The 21,009-nt window shown below is 74.2% G+C and carries 24 protein-coding genes; 8 read left to right on the forward strand and 16 right to left on the reverse strand.

The genetic code is table 11. From position 1 onward, the window contains the following. Positions 1 to 93 precede the first annotated feature (93 nt). The 3 genes from tilS to dacB all read right to left on the reverse strand — a co-directional run bounded on the left by tilS (position 94) and on the right by dacB (position 4,785). Entirely contained in the window at positions 94 to 1,140 is a 1,047-nt protein-coding gene (tilS, locus tag ACF053_RS09040; RefSeq protein WP_391953266.1) for a tRNA lysidine(34) synthetase TilS, read from the reverse strand. A gap of 207 nt (positions 1,141 to 1,347) precedes the next feature. Then, positions 1,348 to 2,484 carry a zinc-dependent metalloprotease gene (locus ACF053_RS09045; protein ID WP_391953267.1) on the reverse strand — a complete coding sequence of 379 codons (1,137 nt, stop codon included), beginning with the start codon at positions 2,482 to 2,484 and terminating at the stop codon, positions 1,348 to 1,350. Positions 2,485 to 3,294: 810 nt separating this feature from the next. Then, entirely contained in the window at positions 3,295 to 4,785 is a 1,491-nt protein-coding gene (gene dacB, locus ACF053_RS09050; protein WP_391953268.1) for a D-alanyl-D-alanine carboxypeptidase/D-alanyl-D-alanine endopeptidase, read from the reverse strand. 135 nt (positions 4,786 to 4,920) lie between these two features. On the opposite strand from dacB, the gene ACF053_RS09055 reads away from it, so the two are divergent. Beyond that, the gene (locus ACF053_RS09055; protein WP_058940912.1) at positions 4,921 to 5,415 is read left to right on the forward strand and encodes an inorganic diphosphatase; all 495 of its coding nucleotides are present in this window, start codon (positions 4,921 to 4,923) and stop codon (positions 5,413 to 5,415) included. 244 nt (positions 5,416 to 5,659) lie between these two features. Continuing rightward, the gene (locus ACF053_RS09060; RefSeq protein WP_391953269.1) at positions 5,660 to 7,309 is read left to right on the forward strand and encodes a threonine/serine exporter family protein; all 1,650 of its coding nucleotides are present in this window, start codon (positions 5,660 to 5,662) and stop codon (positions 7,307 to 7,309) included. 147 nt (positions 7,310 to 7,456) lie between these two features. On the opposite strand, the gene ACF053_RS09065 is transcribed toward ACF053_RS09060, so the two are convergent. Beyond that, positions 7,457 to 8,161: a VTT domain-containing protein gene (locus ACF053_RS09065; protein WP_391953270.1), complete on the reverse strand. Its 705-nt coding sequence runs from the start codon at positions 8,159 to 8,161 to the stop codon at positions 7,457 to 7,459. 130 nt (positions 8,162 to 8,291) lie between these two features. On the opposite strand from ACF053_RS09065, the gene ACF053_RS09070 reads away from it, so the two are divergent. Beyond that, a complete protein-coding gene (locus tag ACF053_RS09070) occupies positions 8,292 to 8,657 on the forward strand; it encodes a YbjQ family protein (RefSeq protein WP_058940909.1) in 366 nt (121 codons plus the stop codon). Positions 8,658 to 8,998: 341 nt separating this feature from the next. Here the strand turns inward: ACF053_RS09070 and ACF053_RS09075 are convergent, their stop codons facing one another. The 5 genes from ACF053_RS09075 to ACF053_RS09095 all read right to left on the reverse strand — a co-directional run bounded on the left by ACF053_RS09075 (position 8,999) and on the right by ACF053_RS09095 (position 13,752). Next, complete coding sequence (locus ACF053_RS09075) at positions 8,999 to 9,757, reverse strand: MerR family transcriptional regulator (RefSeq protein WP_391953271.1); 759 nt, start codon at positions 9,755 to 9,757, stop codon at positions 8,999 to 9,001. A gap of 106 nt (positions 9,758 to 9,863) precedes the next feature. Then, positions 9,864 to 10,505 (reverse strand): PadR family transcriptional regulator, encoded by a 642-nt coding sequence (locus ACF053_RS09080; protein WP_391953272.1) that lies wholly within the window; start codon positions 10,503 to 10,505, stop codon positions 9,864 to 9,866. Positions 10,506 to 10,587: 82 nt separating this feature from the next. Then, positions 10,588 to 11,139: a DinB family protein gene (locus ACF053_RS09085; RefSeq protein ID WP_391953273.1), complete on the reverse strand. Its 552-nt coding sequence runs from the start codon at positions 11,137 to 11,139 to the stop codon at positions 10,588 to 10,590. 195 nt (positions 11,140 to 11,334) lie between these two features. Then, complete coding sequence (locus tag ACF053_RS09090; protein ID WP_391953274.1) at positions 11,335 to 12,792, reverse strand: aldehyde dehydrogenase family protein; 1,458 nt, start codon at positions 12,790 to 12,792, stop codon at positions 11,335 to 11,337. Between the two features lie 78 nt (positions 12,793 to 12,870). Beyond that, entirely contained in the window at positions 12,871 to 13,752 is an 882-nt protein-coding gene (locus ACF053_RS09095) for a helix-turn-helix domain-containing protein (protein WP_391953275.1), read from the reverse strand. A 289-nt stretch (positions 13,753 to 14,041) separates the two neighbouring features. Here ACF053_RS09095 and ACF053_RS09100 point away from each other — a divergent pair, with 289 nt between their 5' ends. Then, complete coding sequence (locus tag ACF053_RS09100; protein WP_391953276.1) at positions 14,042 to 14,542, forward strand: ATP-binding protein; 501 nt, start codon at positions 14,042 to 14,044, stop codon at positions 14,540 to 14,542. A 169-nt stretch (positions 14,543 to 14,711) separates the two neighbouring features. Here the strand turns inward: ACF053_RS09100 and ACF053_RS09105 are convergent, their stop codons facing one another. The 5 genes from ACF053_RS09105 to rpmG form a co-directional block, all read right to left on the reverse strand. Continuing rightward, positions 14,712 to 14,960: a DUF397 domain-containing protein gene (locus ACF053_RS09105; protein ID WP_058940902.1), complete on the reverse strand. Its 249-nt coding sequence runs from the start codon at positions 14,958 to 14,960 to the stop codon at positions 14,712 to 14,714. 344 nt (positions 14,961 to 15,304) lie between these two features. Further along, the gene (gene rpsR / locus ACF053_RS09110; RefSeq protein WP_391953277.1) at positions 15,305 to 15,550 is read right to left on the reverse strand and encodes a 30S ribosomal protein S18; all 246 of its coding nucleotides are present in this window, start codon (positions 15,548 to 15,550) and stop codon (positions 15,305 to 15,307) included. A 3-nt stretch (positions 15,551 to 15,553) separates the two neighbouring features. Then, positions 15,554 to 16,681, reverse strand: coding sequence for a CobW family GTP-binding protein (locus ACF053_RS09115; RefSeq protein ID WP_391953278.1), 1,128 nt, complete (start codon positions 16,679 to 16,681; stop codon positions 15,554 to 15,556). Continuing rightward, complete coding sequence (locus ACF053_RS09120; RefSeq protein WP_391953279.1) at positions 16,681 to 16,944, reverse strand: type B 50S ribosomal protein L31; 264 nt, start codon at positions 16,942 to 16,944, stop codon at positions 16,681 to 16,683. Before ACF053_RS09120 ends, ACF053_RS09115 begins: the two co-directional genes overlap by 1 nt. Before the next feature lie 5 nt (positions 16,945 to 16,949). Continuing rightward, entirely contained in the window at positions 16,950 to 17,114 is a 165-nt protein-coding gene (gene rpmG / locus ACF053_RS09125; protein ID WP_391953280.1) for a 50S ribosomal protein L33, read from the reverse strand. A 63-nt stretch (positions 17,115 to 17,177) separates the two neighbouring features. Here rpmG and rpmB point away from each other — a divergent pair, with 63 nt between their 5' ends. From rpmB to ACF053_RS09140, 3 genes are read left to right on the forward strand one after another with little or no spacing between them, the layout of a single operon-like run. Beyond that, a complete protein-coding gene (gene rpmB / locus ACF053_RS09130; RefSeq protein ID WP_228979558.1) occupies positions 17,178 to 17,414 on the forward strand; it encodes a 50S ribosomal protein L28 in 237 nt (78 codons plus the stop codon). Next, positions 17,414 to 17,719 carry a 30S ribosomal protein S14 gene (gene rpsN / locus ACF053_RS09135; RefSeq protein WP_058940897.1) on the forward strand — a complete coding sequence of 102 codons (306 nt, stop codon included), beginning with the start codon at positions 17,414 to 17,416 and terminating at the stop codon, positions 17,717 to 17,719. Before rpmB ends, rpsN begins: the two co-directional genes overlap by 1 nt. Positions 17,720 to 17,744: 25 nt before the next feature. Beyond that, on the forward strand, positions 17,745 to 18,266 hold the full coding sequence (locus tag ACF053_RS09140; RefSeq protein WP_391953281.1) for a hypothetical protein: 522 nt from the start codon (positions 17,745 to 17,747) through the stop codon (positions 18,264 to 18,266). 214 nt (positions 18,267 to 18,480) lie between these two features. Here ACF053_RS09140 and ACF053_RS09145 read toward each other — a convergent pair whose 3' ends face one another. Together ACF053_RS09145 and ACF053_RS09150 are read right to left on the reverse strand one after the other, a co-directional pair. Next, positions 18,481 to 19,605: a DUF2786 domain-containing protein gene (locus ACF053_RS09145; protein WP_391953282.1), complete on the reverse strand. Its 1,125-nt coding sequence runs from the start codon at positions 19,603 to 19,605 to the stop codon at positions 18,481 to 18,483. Beyond that, complete coding sequence (locus ACF053_RS09150; protein WP_391953283.1) at positions 19,602 to 20,033, reverse strand: winged helix-turn-helix transcriptional regulator; 432 nt, start codon at positions 20,031 to 20,033, stop codon at positions 19,602 to 19,604. Before ACF053_RS09150 ends, ACF053_RS09145 begins: the two co-directional genes overlap by 4 nt. Before the next feature lie 82 nt (positions 20,034 to 20,115). Here ACF053_RS09150 and ACF053_RS09155 point away from each other — a divergent pair, with 82 nt between their 5' ends. After that, positions 20,116 to 20,946 carry an NAD(P)H-binding protein gene (locus tag ACF053_RS09155; protein WP_391953284.1) on the forward strand — a complete coding sequence of 277 codons (831 nt, stop codon included), beginning with the start codon at positions 20,116 to 20,118 and terminating at the stop codon, positions 20,944 to 20,946. Positions 20,947 to 21,009: the final 63 nt, after the last annotated feature.

The raw sequence follows: 21,009 nt of genomic DNA on the forward strand, positions 1-21,009 counted from the left end.
CGTTCTGGTTCACCCGGGTCACTTTCGTTGCAGCCTGCGTCAGCCTGGATCGGCCTGGTCGGCCTCCTGGCCGACTCCTCGGCCCGTTTTCGGTCAGCCTTGCCGGATGACCAGTCTGCCACCCTGCCGCCGGGCGACGACGCGGCCGGGCAGATTGATGGCGCCCTGGCCCCGCCAGCCGGTGATGAGCCGGTCCAGTTCCTCGACGTGCCGGGCGAAGAGGGAGCCCGCCGGGGCGCCTTCGGCGATGGCCGCGCGGCGCAGGACGCGGCGGCGGACGGCGGGGGGCAGGGCGTACAGCTTGGCGCACTCCAGGAGGCCGGCGTCGTCGCGGACGGTGGCGTCGGCCTGGGCGGCCCAGGTGTCCAGGGCGTCGGCGTCGTCCCGGCAGAGCTGCGCGGTGCGGGCGAGGGCCTCCACGACGCCCTTGCCGAGCGACTTCTCCAGGGCGGGCAGGCCTTCGTGGCGCAGCCGGGACCGGGTGTAGGCCGGGTCGGCGTTCATCGGGTCGTCCCAGACCGGCAGCGACTGGACCAGGCAGGCCTTGCGGGCGGTCTGGCGGTCCAGCTGGAGGAAGGGGCGGCGGTAGCGGTCGGCGGAGCCGGAGACGGCGGCCATGCCGGACAGGGACCGGATGCCGGAGCCCCGGGCGAGGCCGAGGAGGACGGTCTCCGCCTGGTCGTCGCGGGTGTGGCCGAGCAGGACGGCCGCGGCGCCGAGCCGTTCGGCGGCCTCGTCCAGGGCGGCGTACCGGGCGTCGCGGGCGGCCGCCTCGGGGCCGCCGGCGCGGCCGACGGTGACGGCGACGGCCTCGACCGGGTCCAGCCGCAGCGCGGTGAGCCGGGAGGCGACCTCGGCGGCGCGGAGGTCGGAGCCGGTCTGGAGGCCGTGGTCGATGGTGATGCCGCCGGCGCGGACGGCCAGCTTGGGCGCCTCGAAGGCGAGGGCGGAGGCGAGCGCCATGGAGTCGGCGCCGCCGGAGCAGGCGACCAGGACGAGCGGGGGCCCGTCGGCGCGGGTTCGCGCGGGGCCGCCCACCGGGGGGGAGTCGGCGGTGTCGCGGGAGAGCTCGTTGAGTACGTCGTGGAGTACGCGGCGAACCGCCAGGCGTATCGCCGCGACCGCAGGATGGGGACCCATGTCCGGTGTCCTTCGTGTTTGGGGGTGCCTCGGTCGGAGTCTTAACGGTCGGAACGGGGGGTTCGGTCACTCAAGTCGTCACTCAGAGTGCGTCGATGGTGACAGAACACGGCCGATACCCGAGCATCGCACGCCTATCCCTGCCCCACGGTCCCTCGGATGGGTGAAAGGAGCGACGTTCGTCCGCCGACGGCCGGATCCGGGTTCTCACTCCCCCTTGCGATGCACCCGCGCGACCCAGTCCGCCGGTTTGGCGATCTCCGCCTTGGTGGGGAGGGTGTTCGGGGAGGTCCACACGCGGTTGAAACCGTCCATGCCGACCTCGTCGACGACGGCGCGGACGAACCGCTCGCCGTCGCGGTACTGGCGGAGCTTGGCGTCCAGCCCGAGGAGCTTGCGCAGCGCCTGGTCCAGGCGGGAGGCCCCGCGGGCACGGCGCTGCTGGAACTTCTCGCGGATCTCGGCGACCGACGGGACGACCTGCGGTCCGACACCGTCCATCACGTAGTCGGCGTGGCCTTCGAGGAGCGACATGACGGCCGTCAGACGGCCGAGGATCTCGCGCTGCTCGGGGCTCTGGACGAGCTCGACGAGCGAACGGCCACCCTCGTCCTCGTCGCCCTCGGGCCGGGCTCCGGTGAAGGCCTGGGCGGCCTCGCGGAGCCGTTCCAGCACGGTCATGGGGTCGACCTCGGTGGCACTGAGGAACGACTGGATCTCACCTCGGAGGTGGTCGCGCAGCCAGGGCACCGCGGTGAACTGGGTGCGGTGGGTCTCCTCGTGGAGGCTCACCCAGAGGCGGAAGTCGTGCGGGTCCACGCCCAGCTCCCGCTCGACGTGGACGATGTTCGGCGCGACGAGGAGCAGCCGGCCGCCGCCGTTCTCGCCGGCGGGGAACTCGCGGGTGGCGGGGGCGAAGGTCTCGTACTGGCCGAGGACGCGGGAGGCGAGGAACGACAGGAGCATGCCCAGCTCCACACCGGTCACCTTGCCGCCGACCGCGCCGAGGACGGCGCCCCCGGGGGTCGCGGAGCGGCGCTCCGACATCTTCGCCAGGAGGGGGCCGAGGAGCTCGCGGAAGCCGGCGACGTTGGCCCGGACCCAGCCGGCCCTGTCGACGACGAGGACGGGGGTGTCCTCGGGCTCGTGCCCCTCGGGGATCATGCGGGTGAACCCGCGGACGTGCTGCTCGGACGCCTTGGCGTGCCGCCGCAGCTCGGCGACGATCTCCCGGGCCTCCTCGCGGCTCACCTCGGGTCCGGGCCGCACCAATCGTGTCGCGGTCGCCACCGCGAGGTTCCAGTCGACCATCCCAGCAGAAGCAGCACCACCGATGCTCGTCATGCGTCAACCGTACGTGGTCCGCGCGGTGAGGGAGAGGCCGCGGACGCCCCGGGTCCACCGCGCACCCCCGCCGCCTGCCCGGTACCCGCCCCGGTCAGGGGACCGGGCCGCGAGCCTCCGGTCGGGGGACGACGGACGACGGACGCCGGGGTGACGGGGGCGGGGGCCGGGGGCGCCGGCGTGACGGGCGCGGGGCAGCGGGCGGCGGGGCGGCAGGCGCCGGGCGGCGGACGGCGGACGGCGGACGGCGGACGGCGGACGGCGAGGGAACCGGCGCGGAGGCAGCGGGCTTCGGCGCCGGGGGGCGGGTGCGGCCGCGAGCGCGGCGGGCGCGGGGGCGGCAGCGTCGGTGTGACGCGCGCCGGGATGACGGGCGCGGGGCGGGGGACGGCCTTGGTCACGGCCGTGATGAGGGGCTCCGTGACGGGCGGGCCCACGGGCGGGGCGCGTCGGACGCGCTGGAGCGGTACGGACGGCGGCGCGGGCCTGAGGCGGGGGCTCTACGGGCGGCGGGGCGCGGCTGGTGCCTGCGGCCGGGCGCGGGGCCGCACGAGCGGCGGGGGCGCGCCTCGTGCCGGGGAGGGCCTGAGGCCCGGGCATCCTGGCCGCCGACCTGGCGTACGCGGCCGTCGGCGCCGACGCCGACCGGGTCGCCGGACGGCTGGCCCCCGGGTGCCGGGGCCCCAGCCGGGCCGGGCGCCAGGCGTCGGGCCGTACGGGCGGCGGGCTGTACGGGCGGCGGGCCCGGCGTCCGAGACGCGCCCGTAGATCCCTGGGGACTGGCCCCCATGACCGGCGGGGTGGCGGTGGTCAGGGCCGTGGCGCGGGGTTCGGGGCGCCGGGCGCGGGGGCCGGGGTGGCGGCGGTCAGGGCCGTGGCGAGGGCGTCGAGGGCCGGCTGGGCCTCGTACGGCGACGGTGTGCGCGCGGCGAGGAAGGCGAAGGCGACGAGGCGGCCGTCGCCGGTCACGGCGGTGCCGGCGAGGGCGTTGACGCCGGTCAGGGTGCCCGTCTTGGCGCGGACGAGACCCGCACCGGGCGAGCCGGCGGCGTAGCGGCCCTCCAGGGTGCCGGTGAAGCCGCTGACCGGGAGGCCGGTGAGGACGGGGCGCAGGGCGGGGCGCGCGGGGTCGGCGGCCCGGGTGAGGAGGGTGGTGAGGAGGCGGGCGGAGAGGCGGTTGCGGCGGTCGAGGCCGCTGCCGTCCGCGAGGGCCGTCCCCTCCGTCGGGACGTCGAGGCGGTGGAGCTGGGCGCGGACGGCGCGGGCGGCGCCGTCGAAGCTCGCCGGATGGCGGGTGGCCCGCGCGGTGGCGCGGGCGAGTGCCTCGGCCAGGTCGTTGTCGCTGGCGGTCAGGGTGCGCTCGACGAGGGCCGGGAGCGGGGCCGACCGGGTCGTGGCGACCGGCTTCGCCGTCCGGGGCGCGCGGGCGGGGGCGGGCGGCCCCTGGACCCGTACGCCCTCCTCGGCCAGCAGGTCGGCGAAGAGCCGGGCCGTGCGGCCCGCCGGGTCCTGCGCGCGCGGCGCGGGGCCGGACGTCGAGCCGTCGAGGCGGGCGGCGTCCGTCATGAGGGCGGTGACCGGGGCGAGGTTGTCGTTGACGCCGATGGGGTGGCGGACCGGGCCCTGGTAGAGGGAGGTGTCGTAGGTGAGGGCGGGGGCGGCCGGCGCCTTCCGGGCGCGGAGCGCCTTCGCCGTGCCGACCGCCAGGTCCCGCAGGCGGCGCGCGTCGAGAGTGGGGTCGCCGCCGCCGACCAGCGTGACCGCCCGGCTGTCGGGCGTCGCCACCACCGTCGTGGTCAGGCGGTGGTCGGGTCCGAGCGCGGAGAGGGCGGCGGCCGCCGTGGCGATCTTGACGGTGGAGGCGGGGACCATGGGCACCGCCCCTCCCCGGTCGTACAGCCGGCGCCCGGTCGCCACGTCGACCACGGTGGCGGTCGGCGCGGTGCCGAGGCCCGGCGCGCGGAGCAGCGGATCGAGGATCCCGGCCAGGGCGGGGGGCGCGGTCCCGGCGCCGCGGGGCGCTGCGAGGGGGACGAGCACGGCCGGCGCGCTGGGCGCGGGGGCGGGAACCGTCCCGGGGCGGGTGGCAGCGGGGCCGTGCCCGGAGCCGGGACCGCGTCCGGAGCCGGGGGCCGCGCCGTGATGTGCGCCACCTGTGGCGGTGGGGGCGGACGCGCGGAGGCGTTCGGCCGTACGCTGACCCCCGTCCCAGGGGCCGGCGAGACCCGCCGCCGTGGCGGCCAGGGCCAGACCGGCGGCCGCGGAGCCTGCGGCCAGCCGCAGAACGTTCCGTTCCGGCACGGCTGACCAGCCCCTTTCGCGAGCACTCGGTTGCGTGAGGGACACTTAACCACTGAGCTGGGCCACGAGCACGGCACCCCGGTGATCACGGCGGTCCAGTGACCCGACATTGTGTTGATCTTGGAGGAGCCACCCGTGGAGTTCGACGTCTGCATCGAGATCCCGAAGGGTTCGCGGAACAAGTACGAGGTGGACCACGAGACCGGTCGCATCCGTCTCGACCGCCACCTGTTCACCTCGACCGTCTACCCGGCGGACTACGGGTTCGTCGAGGGCACCCTGGGTGAGGACGGCGACCCGCTGGACGCCCTGGTCATCCTGGACGAGCCGACCTTCCCGGGCGTGCTGGTCAAGTGCCGCGCGATCGGCATGTTCCGCATGACCGACGAGGCCGGCGGCGACGACAAGCTGCTGTGCGTCCCGGCGTCCGACCCGCGCATGGAGCACCTGCGCGACATCCACCACGTGTCGGAGTTCGACCGCCTGGAGATCCAGCACTTCTTCGAGGTCTACAAGGACCTGGAGCCCGGCAAGTCCGTCGAGGGCGCCGACTGGGTCGGCCGCGCCGAGGCCGAGGCCGAGATCGAGGCCTCGATCAAGCGCCTGGAGGCGCAGGGCGGCGCCCACTGAGGCAGCCCCCGCACCATCCGCCGACGGGCGGCGCGACCCCTGGGAACCGGGGGACGCGCCGCCCGTCGCGGCGTGTACGGCCCCGTTCCCCCGCGCCGCGTCCGGCACCGGTCGCGGCCCGCGGTGTGGAGACGCCGCTGACGTGCTCATACTGGGCGCACGGCGCAGGACACGGGTATCCCGCGAGTCATCCGGGGCAGGTGGGTCCCGGGAGGCGCAGCGGACGGGAGTGAGGGCAAGGGCAGTGGCGGAGCCGCACGGTCCGGAGGACGACCGCAAACCGCAGTCGGACGAGGCGCGCAGTGCCTTCACCCCGCCTCCCGGGGTGGAACCGCCGGTGCCGCTCGAGGAGGACCACCCGAGCTCCGAGTTCGCCGTTCCCGACTGGCTGACGACCGGGAACCCGGACGAGCCCGAGGGGTCGGCCTTCAGGCCGCCGTCGGCGTTCGACGCGCGCATGGCCCATCCGGCGTACACACCGGCGCCCGGCTCCCCGACGGTCCGGCTGTCGAAGGACGCGCCCTGGCAGGACCGCATGCGGACCATGCTGCGGATGCCGGTGAGCGAGCGGCCCCCGGCGGAGGCGGCGCAGCGGCACGAGGAGGGCGCCGGCCCGGCCGTACCGCGCGTGCTGGACCTGACGCTGCGCATCGGCGAGCTGCTGCTCGCGGGCGGCGAGGGCGCCGAGGACGTCGAGGCGGCGATGTACGCGATCTGCCGCGCGTACGGCCTGGACCGCTGCGAACCGACCGTCACCTTCACCCTGCTGTCGGTCACGTACCAGCCGTCGCTGGTGGACCACCCGGTGACGGCGAGCCGGATCGTGCGGCGGCGCGGTACGGACTACACGCGGCTGACGGCCGTCTACCAGCTGGTCACCGACATCTCCACGGAGGGCGTCGACGTCACGCTGGAAGAGGCGTACCGGCGGCTGGCGCTGATCCGCCGCAACCGGCACCCGTACCCCGGCTGGGCGCTCACCCTCGCGGCGGGCGGGCTCGCCGGGGCGGCCTCCGTGCTGCTGGGCGGTGGCGTCGCCGTCTTCCTGATCGCGGCCGCCGGGGCGATGCTGGGCGACCGGCTGGCGTGGCTGGCGGCGGGGCGCGGGCTGCCGGAGTTCTACCAGTTCGCGGTGGCCGCCGTGCCGCCCGCGGCGCTGGGCGTGACGGTGAGCCTGCTGCACGCGGGGCTGCGGCCGTCGGCGGTGATCACGGGTGGGCTGTTCGCGCTGATCCCGGGAAGAGCGCTGGTCGCGGCGGTGCAGGACGGTCTGACCGGCTTCTACATCACGGCGTCGGCGCGTCTGCTGGAGGTCGTGTACTTCTTCGTCGCGATCGTGGTGGGCGTGCTGACCACGCTGTACGTGGGCGTGCAGCTGGGCGCGAAGCTCAGCCCGGAGGGCACGGTGGTGCCCGTGGAGCGGCCCGTGGTCTCGATCCTCGCGGCGATGGCCCTCTCGATGACCTTCGCGATCCTGCTCCAGCAGCAACGTTCCACCGTGCTGCTGGCGATGCTGAACGGAGCGGTCGCGTGGGTGGTCTTCGGGGCCGTCGCGGTCACCGCGGAGGGCTCGGCGGTCCTGGCGACGTCGCTGGCGGCGGGGCTGGTGGGACTGTTCGGGCAGCTGATGGCGCGGTACGAGCGGACCACGTCGCTGCTGTACGTCACGGCGGCGATCGGGCCGCTGCTGCCGGGCTCCGCGATGTACTACGGGGTGCTGAACATCGCGCAGAACAACATCGACGCCGGTTTCGCCTCGCTGGCGCGCGCGGCGGCCCTGGCGCTGGCCATCGCGATCGGCGTGAACCTGGGTGGCGAGCTGGCGCGGATGTTCCTGCGGGCCCCGGGTTCCGCGGCCTCCCGCCGGGCGGCCAAGCGGACGAGGGGCTTCTGACGGCGCACCCCGCCCGGGACGCCGTCGCCGGCTCGTGCGGGCGGGGCGTGGGGCGGGGTGCGGGCGGTGCGGTGGTGCGCGGTGGCGGTTGCGCCGGTGCGGGGCCGGGGGTGAGCCCGCACCGGGGCTGGTCAGCGCCGGGGCGGGTCAGCGCCGGGCGTGGCGACCGCGCGGCGCGGGGGCCGCGGCGGGGTCGGCCGGTACCGCACCGGCCGTCAGGGACTCGGCCGCGGCCTTCTTCGCCTGGGAGCGGCCCCGCACGACCTCGAAGATGATCGGGACGACCGACAGCACCACGATCAGGATGAGGATCGCTTCGATGTTCGCCTTGATGAACCCGATCTGCCCGAGGAAGTACCCGGCCACGGTGACACCGGCGCCCCACATGACGGCGCCGACGACGTTGTACGAGATGAACGTGCGGTACTTCATCCGGCCGGCGCCCGCGACGATCGGCGCGAACGTCCGGATGATGGGCACGAAACGGGCCAGGACGATCGCCTTCGGGCCGTACTTCTCGACGAACTCGTGCGCCTTGTCCAGGTTCTCCTTCTTGAAGACCTTGGAGTTGGGGCGGCTGAAGAGCTTCGGTCCGAAGAACCGGCCGATGGCGTATCCCACCTGGTCGCCGGTGATGGCGGCGGCGACGATCAGCGTGCAGACGAGCCACAGCGGCTGCTGGATGTAGCTGCCCTCGGCGACCAGCAGGCCCGCCGTGAAGAGCAGGGAGTCGCCCGGGAGGAAGGCGAAGAGACCGGACTCGGCGAAGACGATGATCAGAATGCCGGGCAGGCCGTACTCGGAGATCAGGTAGTCCGGGCTGAGCCACTCCGGGCCTAGCGCAAGGGTCATCACGGGTTCCGGGCTCCTGGGTCGTTGGGCGGGGGACGGCTGCCCAAAAGTATCAACGGTCCCGGCGTGGTGGCGGTTCCACGGGCCGGCTCCGCGTGCGCGGTGGTCGATCCGCCCCGAAGCTGTGGCTATGAGCATCGACGATTACGGCGGTGGGCAGACCGCGCAGTCCGACGTGCTGGTCGTCACGACCAACGACGTCCCCGGTCACCGGGTCCAGCAGGTCATCGGCGAGGTCTTCGGGCTGACGGTACGGTCCCGGCACCTGGGGACCCAGGTCGGCGCCGGGCTGAAGTCCATGGTCGGCGGGGAGCTGAAGGGCCTGACCAAGACGCTGGTCGAGACGCGGAACCAGGCGATGGAACGGCTCGTGGAGCAGGCCCGCGCGCGGGGCGCCAACGCCGTCCTCGCCTTCCGCTTCGACGTGACGGAGGCGGCGGGCGCGGGGGCGGAGGTCTGCGCGTACGGCACGGCGGTCGTCCTCACGCGCGCGTAGCGGGCCGGGGCGGATGCGGGCCGGGCCGGACCCGGTGCCCGTCCCCGGCCCACCGGCCCGCGCCCGGCCCGCATCCGCCCCACCGGGCGCACCGGGCCCACCGGGCGCGTCACGTCATCGGTCCGGCCTCGGCCGGGCGCACGAGCCCACGTCCGGTCGGCTCCGCAAGCCCGCCCCCGGCGGGAACGGCGCCAACCGGACGACCGGATCCGCACGCCCCGCGCCGCGGCCGGTACCGGACCACGCGCGCCCGGCCGTGCCCGTCACGTCCGCCACGCGTGCCCGTCACGCCCCGCCGTGACCTCACGCCCCGCCGTGCCCGTCACGCGTAGCCGTGCCCGTCACGCGTGGCGGGCGGCGTTGGCGTGGATGGCGTCGCGCAGGTGCGCGGCCATCCCCGGCGCGACGGCCTCGTAGAAGGACGTGAAGCGCGGGTCGGCGACGTACAGGTCGCCGAGGCACCGGTGCATCTCGTGCGGGCACTCGTAGTACCAGCGGCAGATCTGCCGGCGGTGCTCCTCCGCGAGGTCCATCGCCCGCTCGTCGGTCGGCTCGCCGCCGTCCCGGAGCAGGGCGGCGTAGCGCGCGCCCCACTCCTTCGTCTCGTCCTGCATGCGCTGCCAGTCCGCCTTGGTGTAGCGGGCGGTGCGGCGCCGGGACTCGCGGTAGGCCTCGGTGTCGCCCCACCGCCGCTCGGTCTCCTCCTCGTACTGGTCGGGGTCGTGGTCCCCGAACACCTCGAACTTCTCCTCGGGGGTGAGGTTGATGCCCATCCGTCTGGCCTCCATGGCGTGTTCGACGGCCTCGGCCATCTTCTGCAGGTCGGCGATCCGGCTGGTCAGCAGGGAGTGCTGGCGCCGCAGGTGTTCCCGCGGGTCGGCGTCCGGATCGTCGAGCAGGGCCGTGACCTGGTCGAGCGGGAAGCCGAGCTCCCGGTAGAACAGGATCCGCTGCAGCCGGTCGAGGTCCTCGTCCTCGTAGCGCCGGTGCCCGGCGCGGCTGCGGCCGCTCGGGCAGAGCAGCCCGATCTCGTCGTAGTGGTGCAGGGTGCGCACCGTGACCCCGGCGAAACCGGCGACCTGTCCCACGGAGTAGCTCATCGCCCACCGCTCCTTCCTCGGTACGCCCACCAGCCTGGGACCTCACGCGGCGTGAGGTGCAAGCCCGTCGCCCGGAGCGGCCGCCGCGACGGTCCGCCGGAGGGTGTCAGCCCTGGTCGCCGGGGTGCGGGGTGCCCGTCGCGTACGGGTTCTCCTCGCCGTCGGCGAGGACGCCGACGAAGGGCCGGCCCTCGCCGGCGAAGGTGTACGCGCCGCCCTCGATCCGGGCGATGAGGCCGCGCGTCCAGGCGGCGCCCGCGTCGGCCTGGTGGAGCCACAGGTTCATGATCTCGCCGATGTGGCCCAGCTGCTCGGCGCCGCCCTCGGGCGTGTAGTACCCGGTGACGGCGGCCCGCCACTGCTCCAGCCCCTCGACCCGCCGGCGGAGCAGGTCGACGGCCTCGCCGCGGGACAGGTCGACGAGGAAGCCGAGGGCGGCGGTGAGGCTGTCGGGCTTCTGGTCGTGGGCGGTGAGCGCCTCGCGGAGCAGCGCGAAGTACTCCCGCGTGCCCTCGTCGGTGATCTCGTACTCGGTGCGGGGCGGGCCGCCGGCCGTGCTGGGGGCGGTCTCGTGGGCGCGCAGCAGTCCCTGCTTCGCCATCTGCTTCAGCGCGTGGTAGATCGACCCGGGCTTGGCGTTGGACCACTCGTGGGCGCCCCAGTACTCCAGGTCGTTGCGTACCTGGTAGCCGTGCGCGCGCCCGTGCTGGCGCACCGCGCCGAGCACCAGCAGCCGGATCGCCGACATCCGCTCCCTGCCCTTCGTCGCCCCGTGACGTCAATTTTGACTAGGGTACGGGCAGGGAGCGGCGGGCCGGACGGGACCCGCGCTACGCGTCCTCGCCCCGTCCGGACTCGCGGGCGATGAGCTCGAAGGACGTCATGCCGTCCAGGGACTCGCGGACGATGTCGGCGTGGCCGGCGTGCCGGCCGAACTCCTGCACCAGGTGCAGCCCGAGCCAGCGGACGGAGACCCGCCCGTCCTTGGGGAACCACGGCGCTTCGGGCAGCGGGAAGGTCTCGTCCAGGCTCGGCACGGAGCGGACGAACTCCTCCAGCTCCTTGACCACGCCGTCCCAGAAGGCGAGCACCTCGGGGACCGACTCCTCGTCGGTGAGCCGGAAGGCGTCGCCCCAGGTCTCCTGGGTGCGGGCCCGCTCGTTGGGCCGCTGCTGGGCGAGCCGGAGCCAGTTGAGCTCCACCTCCGCGCAGTGCTTGAGGAGTCCGGCGAGGGAGAGCTCGCTCGCCGAGGGGCGGCTCGTCGCCTGCTCCTCGGTCAGCCCCAGCACCGACCGGCGCAGGGCGGCGCGCTGCGCCTCGATGAAGGTGAGCAGCGCACCGCGCTCGTCGCCGTGCGCCTCGGCGGGGACAAGAGCAACCATGACGGAGGTCCGCCCTTCATCGGGATGTTCCCTGGACTGACACCCCGTACGGTACGGACGATCGCGGTCAGGTCCTGTCCTCTATGGGCCGGGACGGCGGTGCGGATCGCGCGGGATCGGCGGGCCGGGGGAACCGGCCCGCCGGACGGGGCGGGATGCGGGTGGGAGGTGAGGGGACGGGGCCTGACGTGGCCGTCAGAACGGGAAGCCGCTGCGCCCGTGCTGTACGGAGATCCACTTGTGGGTGGTGAACGCCTCCACGGTCGCCTCGCCGTTGAGCCGGCCGAGGCCGGAGTGCTTCTCGCCGCCGAAGGGGACGATCGGCTCGTCGTGGATGATGCCGTCGTTGACGTGCATCATCCCGGTGTGGACGCGCCGGGACAGGCGCACGCCGCGCTCCACGTCCCGCGTGTGGACGCCGCCGCTCAGCCCGTACGGGGTGTCGTTGGCGATGCGGACGGCCTCGTCCTCCCCGTCGAAGGGGATGAGGAGGGCGACCGGGCCGAAGATCTCCTGGGTGAGCACGGGGGCGTCGGCCGGGATGTCGGTGAGGACGGTCGGCGGGACGATGTTGCCCTCGGTGGTGCCGCGCACCAGCGCGGTGGCGCCGGCGGCGAGGGTCTGCTCCACGGCGGTGGTCACCGCCTCGGCCTGCGAGGAGTTGATCAGCGGGCCGATGTGGGTCCCGGGCTCGGCCGGGTCGCCGGTGCGCAGGGTGCGCACCTTGGCGACGAACTTCTCGGTGAACTCCTCCAGGACCGCCCGGTCGACGAGGACGCGGTTGGCGGCCATGCACGCCTGGCCCTGGTGGATGAAGCGGCTGAAGACGGCCGCGTCGACGGCGTAGTCGACGTCCGCGTCGTCGAGGACGATCAGCGCGCTGTTGCCGCCCAGTTCGAGGACGGCCCGCTTGAAGTTGGCCGCGCAGACGGTGGCGACGTGCCGGCCCACCCGGTCGGAGCCGGTGAAGGAGATGACCTTGGGGACCGGGTGCTCCAGGAGGGCGTCGCCGATCTCGGCGATGTCGGTGATGACGACGTTGAGGACGCCGGGCGGCAGCCCGGCGTCCTCGAAGACCTTGGCCAGCATGGTGCCGCCGAGTATGGGGGTGTTCTGGTGCGGCTTGAGCACCACCGCGTTGCCGAGGGCCAGGGCGGGGGCGACCGACTTCAGCGACAGCAGGAAGGGGAAGTTGAAGGGGCTGATGACGCCGACGACGCCGACGGGCAGCCGGTAGACGCGGTTCTCCTTGCCGTCGATCGGGGACGGCAGGATGCGCCCCTCGGGACGGAGGGCGAGGTGGATCGCCTCGCGCATGAACTCCCGGGCGAGGTGGAGCTCGAAGGCCGCCTTGCCGCGCGTCCCGCCGAGTTCGGCGATGATCGCCTCGATCAGCTCCTCCTCGCGGTCCTCGATGATCCGCAGGGCCCGCTCGAAGACGCCGCGCCGCGTGTACGGGTTGGTGTCGCCCCAGGCCACCTGCGCCCTCTCGGCGGCGCGGTACGCCTGGTCGACCTCGGCGACGGTGGCGACGGTTATGGAGGCGAGCTTCTCCTCGTTGTACGGGTTGAAGTCGATGATGTCCCACGAGCCGCCGCCGGCCCGCCACTCACCATCGATGTACTGCAGGGCCAGATCTGTGAAGTAGGACATGCCATCCCTTCCGAAGGCCGTGTGGCCCCACAGGGCCGCTACAGGGCGCTTGTGACGGGACGTCATCCTACGGGCGTACTAGATGAGTTGGAGTAGTCCCCTGAGCAGATCCCGACTCTCCTCGGGGCCGGGGCTGTCCGCGTGGAGCCGCTCCATGGCCCGCTCGTACTGCCCGACCTCCTCGCGCTTGTCGATGTACAGCGCGCCCGTCATCTGCTCCAGGTAGACGATGTCGGAGAGGTCCGACTCGGGGAACCGCAGCATGGTGAAGGCACCGCTCTCGCCGGCGTGGCCACCGAAGCTGAAGGGCATGACCTGGAGCGTGATGTTGGGGCGCTCGGACATCTCGATCAGGTGCTTCAGCTGGTCGCGCATGACGGCGCGGTCGCCGTAGGGGCGGCGCAGCGCGGCCTCGTCGAGAACGGCGTGAAATCGCGGCGCGCGCTCCGAGACGAGGACCTTCTGCCGCTCCAGGCGCAGGGCGACGCGGCGGTCGATCTCGGCTTCCGGCGCGCCGCGCATGCCGCGGGCGACGACGGCGTGCGCGTACGCCTCGGTCTGGAGCAGCCCGTGGATGAACTGCACCTCGTAGATGCGGATGAGCGACGCGGCGCCTTCGAGGCCGATGTACGTCTGGAACCACCCGGGCAGCACGTCGCCGTAACTGTGCCACCAGCCCGCGAGGTTGGCCTCGCGCACCAGCCCCAGGAGCGCCGCGCGCTCCGTCTCGTCGGTGACGCCGTAGAGCGTGAGGAGGTCCTCCACGTCCCTCGCCTTGAAGCTCACCCTGCCCAACTCCAGCCGGCTGATCTTGGATTCCGACGCCCTGATCGAGTAGCCGGCGGCCTCGCGGGTGATGCCGCGCGACTCGCGCAGCCTCCTCAGCTGTGAGCCCAGCAGGATGCGTCGCACCACGGAACCGCCGGATTCTGTCGCGGTCACGTCTCCAACCCTCCCCATCGCTGATGTGTACGACGGAGCACCCCCGAGCCCCGAAGAAGCGGATTCTGCCACCAAAACGCTTCACCCCGTACTCGAACGATTACAGATTGGCGAACGGTTCGGCCACGGCCGTCCACACGGCCCGGGGAAGATATGGCCAAGAACCATCACGGGGCCGGACAGGTCGGGCACGTGCACGTGCATCTGCCCTTGCATCACACCCTCCCTTTCGGAACCATGGACCTCGCGCACCTGCGTAGTCGTTCGTGTTGTAGCACCACAGCCGCGAATCCGGGGAGTGCCTCGCATGGGGACGAATGGATCGACCATGCTCGAGCCGTTGAGGCAGGGGCTTCCACCGATCGACGCCGCGTCCGTGTCGAGTTCCGCCTCCTGCGCCCTGCCGGCGCGGTACGAAGCGGTGCGCGGGGCCCGGCAGTTCACCAACACCACGCTGTCGCAGTGGAACCTGAGCGACCGGTTCGACGACGTCGCGCTCGTCGTCTCGGAGCTCGTCACGAACGCCCTGCGGCACGCGCTGCCCGCCGACACCCCGCGCGAGCACCCGCTCGACCCGCCCGTCCGGCTGCACCTGATGCGCTGGGCGGGACGACTGGTCTGCGCGGTCCGCGACCCCAGCCCGGACACGCCCGCGACCCGGTCGTCGGGCGAGGACTTCTCGGCGGAGTCGGGCCGCGGGCTGTTCCTGGTCGAGTCGTTCAGCGACAGCTGGGGGTGGCACCCGCTGGCGGGGGCCCTGCACGGGAAGGTCGTCTGGGCGCTGTTCCGCCTCACGGACGGGGCGTGAGGGAACGGCACCCGGGATGGGCGTCGGCCGAGGCCACGGGGGACTCGTCGCCGATGGGAAGGGGCTCCGCTCGGCGGGGCCCCTTCGCCCGTTCCGTCCGTGCCGTCCGTGCCGCCGGTACCGTCCCTGCGGTCCGTTCCCTCCGTGCCGCGTGCGGGCGTCCCGCTCCTCAGCCACCGACGAGGTGGTCGAATTCCCCGTCCTTCACGCCGAGCAGCAGCGCCTCGATCTCCGCCGGCGTGTAGACCAGGGCCGGACCGTCGGGGTGACGGGAGTTGCGCACCGCCACATTTCCGCCGGGCAGTTTGGCGAATTCCACGCAGGAACCCTGCGAGTTGCTGTGGCGGCTCTTCTGCCAGACGACCCCGTGAAGCTCTGTGGCCGCCATGCCGTTGTACACGTTCAACACGTGGTGCACAGGACGCTCCCCGAGTCACATGAGTTACATGAGTGAGTGATGTTGCAGGTGTCAACTATCCGGATCATAGCTGCGTTCAGCTCACGGATGCATGAGCAGATGCACGTGCACGGGGGGTGTTCCTCCGACTACGGAGACGCGAGAACGGCCTCCCGGGCTCCCTTCCGTTCGTAGGGATACGGAAAAGGAGGCCCTCCCCGTGCCTCGGGCACGGGAAAGGGCCTCCTTTTCGTCGTCCGACGGCGCGAAGGCACCGGACCGGCGGCCGGGCGGGCGGCTTCCGGCGGGCGCGCCGCGCAGGCGGCGACGGCTTCAGCGGGGTGACCGTCTCGGTGCGGACGGCCTCAGCGGGCGGACGAGGAGTACGGCAGCAGCGCCATCTCCCGCGCGTTCTTGATCGCGCGGGCGAGCTGCCGCTGCTGCTGCGCCGACACGCGCGTCACCCGCCGGCTGCGGATCTTGCCGCGGTCGGAGATGAACTTCCGCAGCAGGTCGGTGTCCTTGTAGTCGATGTACGTGATGCCGTCGCGGTCCAGGGGATTGGGGCGGGACCTCGCGGGCTTGCGGTCGGCCGGGCGGCGGGGCGGCATGGGTCAGACCTCCAGGAGGGTGTCGAAGCCGGACGGGAGCCGCTGCCAGGCCGCGCGGCCCGCGGCGTACTCCGCGTCGGTGAGCAGGCAGGAGTCGAGGAGCTCGGTGAGCCCCTCGCGGTCGAGGCCGGGCGAGGTGAAGACCAGGTGCTGGCACCGGTCCCCGTGCTCGGGGTCCCAGTCCAGCGCCGCCGCGGCCCGGCGCACGGGCGGGACCATCTCCCAGGCGGCGTCCGGCAGCGACGCCAGCCACGGCCCGGAGGGCTCGACGCACAGGGCGCCGCCCGCCGCGTCCCAGGCGAGCAGGGTGTCGGGCCGGTCGGCGAGCCAGAACCGGCCGCGGCTGCGGGCGGCGGCGCAGCAGAGGTCCTCCAGCGCCGCGTACAGCCGCTCCGGGTGGAACGGCCGGCGGCGGTGCCAGACGTACGTGGTGACCCCGTGCGCGTCCGCGTCCTGCGGCAGCAGGGCGCACGCCGGGTGCTGGGCGGCCGCGGCCGCCTCGACGTCGAAGCCCGCCAGCGCGGCGGCGGCCAGGTCACCGTCCGGCAGCGGCACCCGCAGCGCGGTCGGGTGGAGCTGGGCGAGCAGCGCGCGGTCCTCGTCGTCGGCCTCGGGGCCGTCGACGACGGCGAGCACGGGCGCGTACTCCAGCTGGCGCGCCCACGTGTCCGCGACAGTGCGCCGGTCCGTGGGCGCCGCCGCCAGCCCGGCGTCGGCCAGGTCGTCGCCGTTGCCCAGGCAGGGCAGCAGCAGAGCCGTGTCGACGGCCGTGATCACCGAGCCGACCGTCAGCCCGGCCGCCGTGACGACCTCGGCCATCGCCTTGGGCTCGACCGAGTCCCACAGCTCGACCACCGCGAGCCGCGTCAGTCCGGCGTCCGCCAGCCGCTCCAGCTCGGGCACCAGGTCCTCGCGCAGGGCGCAGCACGCGCAGTCGTCGACCAGCGGCGTCTCGTCCGTCGACAGGAGGCCGGTCGCGTCGCGGACGGTACGGACGACCGTGCCCTTCTCGGCGGCGGCGGTCAGGTCGTGGTGGAGTGCCACGCTGCCGGGCACGGTGGCGAGCAGCCGCTCGACCGCGGCGGTGCGGGCTTCGGCGTGCAGTCCGCCGACGAGGGCGACGGAGAGCATCAGCGCGCCTCGCGCCGGGCCTGGGAGCCGTACCGCTGCCGGAACTTCTCCACGCGCCCCGCGGTGTCCAGGACGCGCGCCTGGCCGGTGTGGAAGGGGTGGCTCGCGGAGGAGATCTCGACGTCGATGACGGGATAGGTGTTGCCGTCCTCCCATTCGACCGTCTTGTCACTGGTGGCGGTGGACCGGGTGAGGAAGGCGAAGCCGCCCGCCTTGTCACGGAAGACGACGGGCTCGTACGGGGGGTGGATGCCGGGCTTCACGGTGCTCAGCGCTCCTCTCGGAAGTCGACGTGCCGGCCGACGACCGGGTCGTACTTGCGCAGGGTCAGGCGGTCGGGGTCGTTGCGGCGGTTCTTGCGGGTCACGTAGGTGTAGCCGGTCCCGGCGGTGGACCGGAGCTTGACGACCGGGCGGAGTTCGTTGCGGGCCATGGGGGTAGAGTAGATGGAAATGGTTTCCATTACCAAGTAGGCTCCGAGAGAGGTAGGTCACCCTTGTCCGCCCACTGCCAGCTGACCGGCGCACAGCCGGGCTTCGGCAACCGCATCTCCCACTCGCACCGGCGTACGTCCCGGCGCTTCGACCCCAACGTCCAGCGCAAGCGCTACTGGTTGCCGAGCGAGGGCCGGTACGTCCGGCTCACCCTGTCCGCCCGCGCCATCAAGACCGTCGACACCATCGGGATCGAGGCCGCCGTGGCCCGCATCCGCGCCCGCGGGGTGAAGGTCTGATGGCGAAGAAGAGCAAGATCGCGCGCAACGAGCGGCGCAAGGCCGTCGTCGAGCGGTACGCGGCCCGCCGTGCCGAGCTGAAGGAGGTCATCCGGCGGCCCGGCACCCCGGAGGCCGAGCGGCTCGCCGCCCAGGCGGAACTGCGCCGCCAGCCGCGCGACGCCAGTGCGACCCGCGTCCGCAACCGGGACGGCGTGGACGGCCGTCCCCGCGGCCACCTGCGGAAGTTCGGCCTGTCACGGGTGCGCCTCCGGGAGCAGGCGCACGCCGGGTTCCTGCCCGGTGTGCGCAAGGCTTCCTGGTAGGGGCGGCTGGTAGCTTGGCGCGGTCTTGCCAACCGACATGGGGGAGTTGATCGTGCACAAGCTCGTACGGAACGGCGCGGCGGCCGCGACGGCGCTGGCCGCGGCCCTGGCGCTGACGGCCTGCGGCTCGGACGACGGGGACGGCGGCAAGGACGGGGGCGCCTCCGCCGCGCCGACCGCCGCCGCCCCGACGGGCGCGGCCGCGCAGGGCGTGTCCCTCGCCGCCGCGGAGGGCGCGTGGGTGGGCGCCACCGACGGCAAGCCCGTCACGCTGACGGTGAGCAAGGGCGGCCAGGCCGTCGTCATCAGCGAGGCCCACGTGTGCCAGGGCACCGCCAAGGAGGGGGCCGCGCTGACGCTGGCCCTCACCTGCAAGGACGGCGACACCACCCGCACGTCGGGCACCGTACGGTCCGCCGACGGCACGCAGCTGGTCGTCGCGTGGGACTCCGGCCGCACGGACACCCTGAGCAAGCCGGCCGCGGGCGTCCTGCCCTCCAACCTCCCGTCCATCCCGTCGTTCCCGTCCCTCCCGCCGCAGTCGTAACGGGCGGCCGGACGGCCGTCGCGGACGCGTGACGGCCGCGACGGTCGGGGGCGGGCCGCGGCCGACGCGGGCGGTCGCGGTCGTCGGCGGGGGGCGGCTGTTGCCGTCGGCGGCGGTCGCGGCCATCAGCGCCGGGCCTGGACCCTGGCCGTCAGGCCCCTGCGGCCGTCCGGCCCCCCGCGACCGTGGCGGCGTACCCGTGCCGCGCGGTCCGTCAGGGTGCCGCGCGGCCCGTGTCGGCCCGGTCCGCCGCGGCGGTCCCGTGGTCCCAGCCGGCCCGGTCCGTGGCACCGCGGACCCGGGTCGTCGTCGTCTCGGGGAACATGCGGTCCGCCCGGGCCGTGACCGCCACGTCCCGGGCCGCCAGGACCGGCAGCAGGGTCGGTTCCGCGGCCGTGACCCGGCGGGAGGTGGAGGCGAGCCGGTCGCCGAGCCGGTGCGCGTACGCCAGCAGGAACGACTGGCGGAACGTCTTCGTACGCTTGCGGCCGCCCGTCCGCTGTTCCGCCTCCGCCTTCACCATCGCCCCCGTCCCCTGCACGAGCAGCGAGGTGTACAGCAGCTCCACCGACTCCAGGTCGGGTGCGAAGCCGACGACGGTCGAGAAGCCGAACGCCTCGTTCCACACCGCCCGGCAACGGTTCGCCGACGCGACCGCGTCGAGCAGGATCGCCTTGGCCGTCTCGTACGGCGCGTCGACGCCGATCCGGATCGCGGCCGGCTCGTCGCCGGTGGGGGTACGGGCCGCGAGGGCCGCCTCGTCGAGGCTGTGGCGAGCCATCAGCTCCTGCGCCTTCGCGGTGAACGCCTCCGCCTCCTGCGGGTAGGCGGTCGCCTCCGCCTTGGCCAGCAGGGCCCGGATCCGGGCCGGCATGCGCGCCTCGCCCGCCACCGGTGCCGTCAGCGGGGCGGTACCGGGCGGCGGGGCGACCGGTTCGAGGGCGGGGAGCCGGACGAGCAGCCGGTACAGCTCCAGCACCGCCGTCGCGTACGAGAACCGATCGGCCCGCCACGGTTCCGCCTCCAGCGCGGCCAACTGCTCCCGCCACCTCGGCGGCAGGTGCGCGTAGCCGGCCGACTCCGCGCGGACGAGCCCGCCGGCCAGCCGCACGTGGTGCGCCTCCAGCTCCCGGCGGACCACGCGTTCCACATCGGCGGGCTGCCAGCCGCGCGCCCAGGCCCGGCGCAGCAGCTCCTCCCCGCGCCGCGCCAGCTCGGCGTCGGCGCCGGGGTCGGCGGCGAGGAGGGACGCGGAGGTGTCGAGGGCGGCGGTGTCCTCGGCGTACAGGACGGCGGCGAGGGCCCGCTCGACGGTCGACCCCGCGGCCCGGGGCGTCACGGTCGCCGCCGTTCGTCGTACGCGCGGCGGGCGTCGGCGATGGTCCCGCGGTGGGCGAGCGACCAGTCCACCAGCGCCCTGACCAACCCCGTCAGGTCGCGTCCGGTGGCGGTCAGCTCGTACTCGACCTGCGGCGGCACGGTCGGGTACACCGTCCGCGTCACGAGGCCGTCCCGCTCCAGGCGGCGCAGCGTCAGGGTGAGCATGCGCTGCGAGATCCCCGGGACGAGCCGCTGGAGTTCGGAGAAGCGCCGCACGCCCCCGGAGAGCTCGACGACGACGTGCACGGTCCACTTGTCGCCGAGCCGGTCCTGCACGTCGCGCACCCCGCAGTCCTCCGCACAGCTCAGCTCCGCGGGCTCCGCGGGCTCCGCGGAATCGGCGGGCTCGGGGCCGCCGACGGTTACCTCCGTGTGCCCCACGGACATGAAAGTGCCTCCTTACGCACGCGCCGCCACCACACCCACCATGGTCGCAGCGCACACGACCACGGAAGCGGGGGGCATTCCCATGCTGTTGATCACCGGTGTCTCGGGCGGCCTCGGCGGGCTCGCCGCCGGGCACGCGGCGGGCCGCGCGGACGTCCTGCTCGGCACCCGCTCGCCCGAGGACCGCCCCGGCGCCGACCCGGGCGCCCGTCGGGTGGACTTCGACGACCCGGCGTCGCTGCGGGACGCGTTCGCGGGCGTACGGACCCTGCTGCTCGTCTCGGCGGGGTACGGCGAGGACGACGTCGTCACCGCCCGCCACGGCGCCGCGATCGACGCCGCCGAACGGGCCGGCGTGCACCACGTCGTCTACACCAGCCTCTCCGGCGACGGCGACCACCTGCCGTACGCCCTCCCCCACCGCTGGACCGAACGGCGGCTGCGGGCGTCCAACCTGGCGTGGACGGTGCTCCGCAACGGCCTGTACGCCGAACTGCTCGCCCTGCTCGCCGCGCCGGACGCCGACGGGCGGATCACCGCGCCCCTCGGCGACGGTGCCGTGGCGGCGGTGGCGCGGGCGGACCTCGCCGAGGCGGCGTTCCGCGTGGCCGACGCCCCGGAGGCGCACGCGGGCCGGGTGTACGAGCTGGTCGGCGAGGTGCCGCTCGGCGGGGCCGACCTGGCGGCGGCCGTGTCGGGCACGTACGAGCCGGGCGGCCCCCTCGCCGTCGCCCGCGCCGGGATCGCCGCCTCGGGGGCCGCGCCGTTCCAGGTGCCGATGCTGACGGGTACCTACTCGGCGATCGCCCACGGCTTCCTGGACGGCACCGGGGTGGCCGGGGGCCATCTGCGCGGCCTGCTCGGCCGCGCACCGCGCGCGGCACTGGACGTGTACGCCCGCGCGGTGGGGTAGAGCTCCCCCGGCGGCAGCGGTCGGCGATCGGCACTCGGCGTCGGCAGTCGGCAATCAGCGGCG

Origin of the sequence: Streptomyces kanasensis (assembly GCF_043077165.1) — a bacterium.
GTDB classification, from domain to species: Bacteria; Actinomycetota; Actinomycetes; order Streptomycetales; family Streptomycetaceae; genus Streptomyces; species Streptomyces changanensis.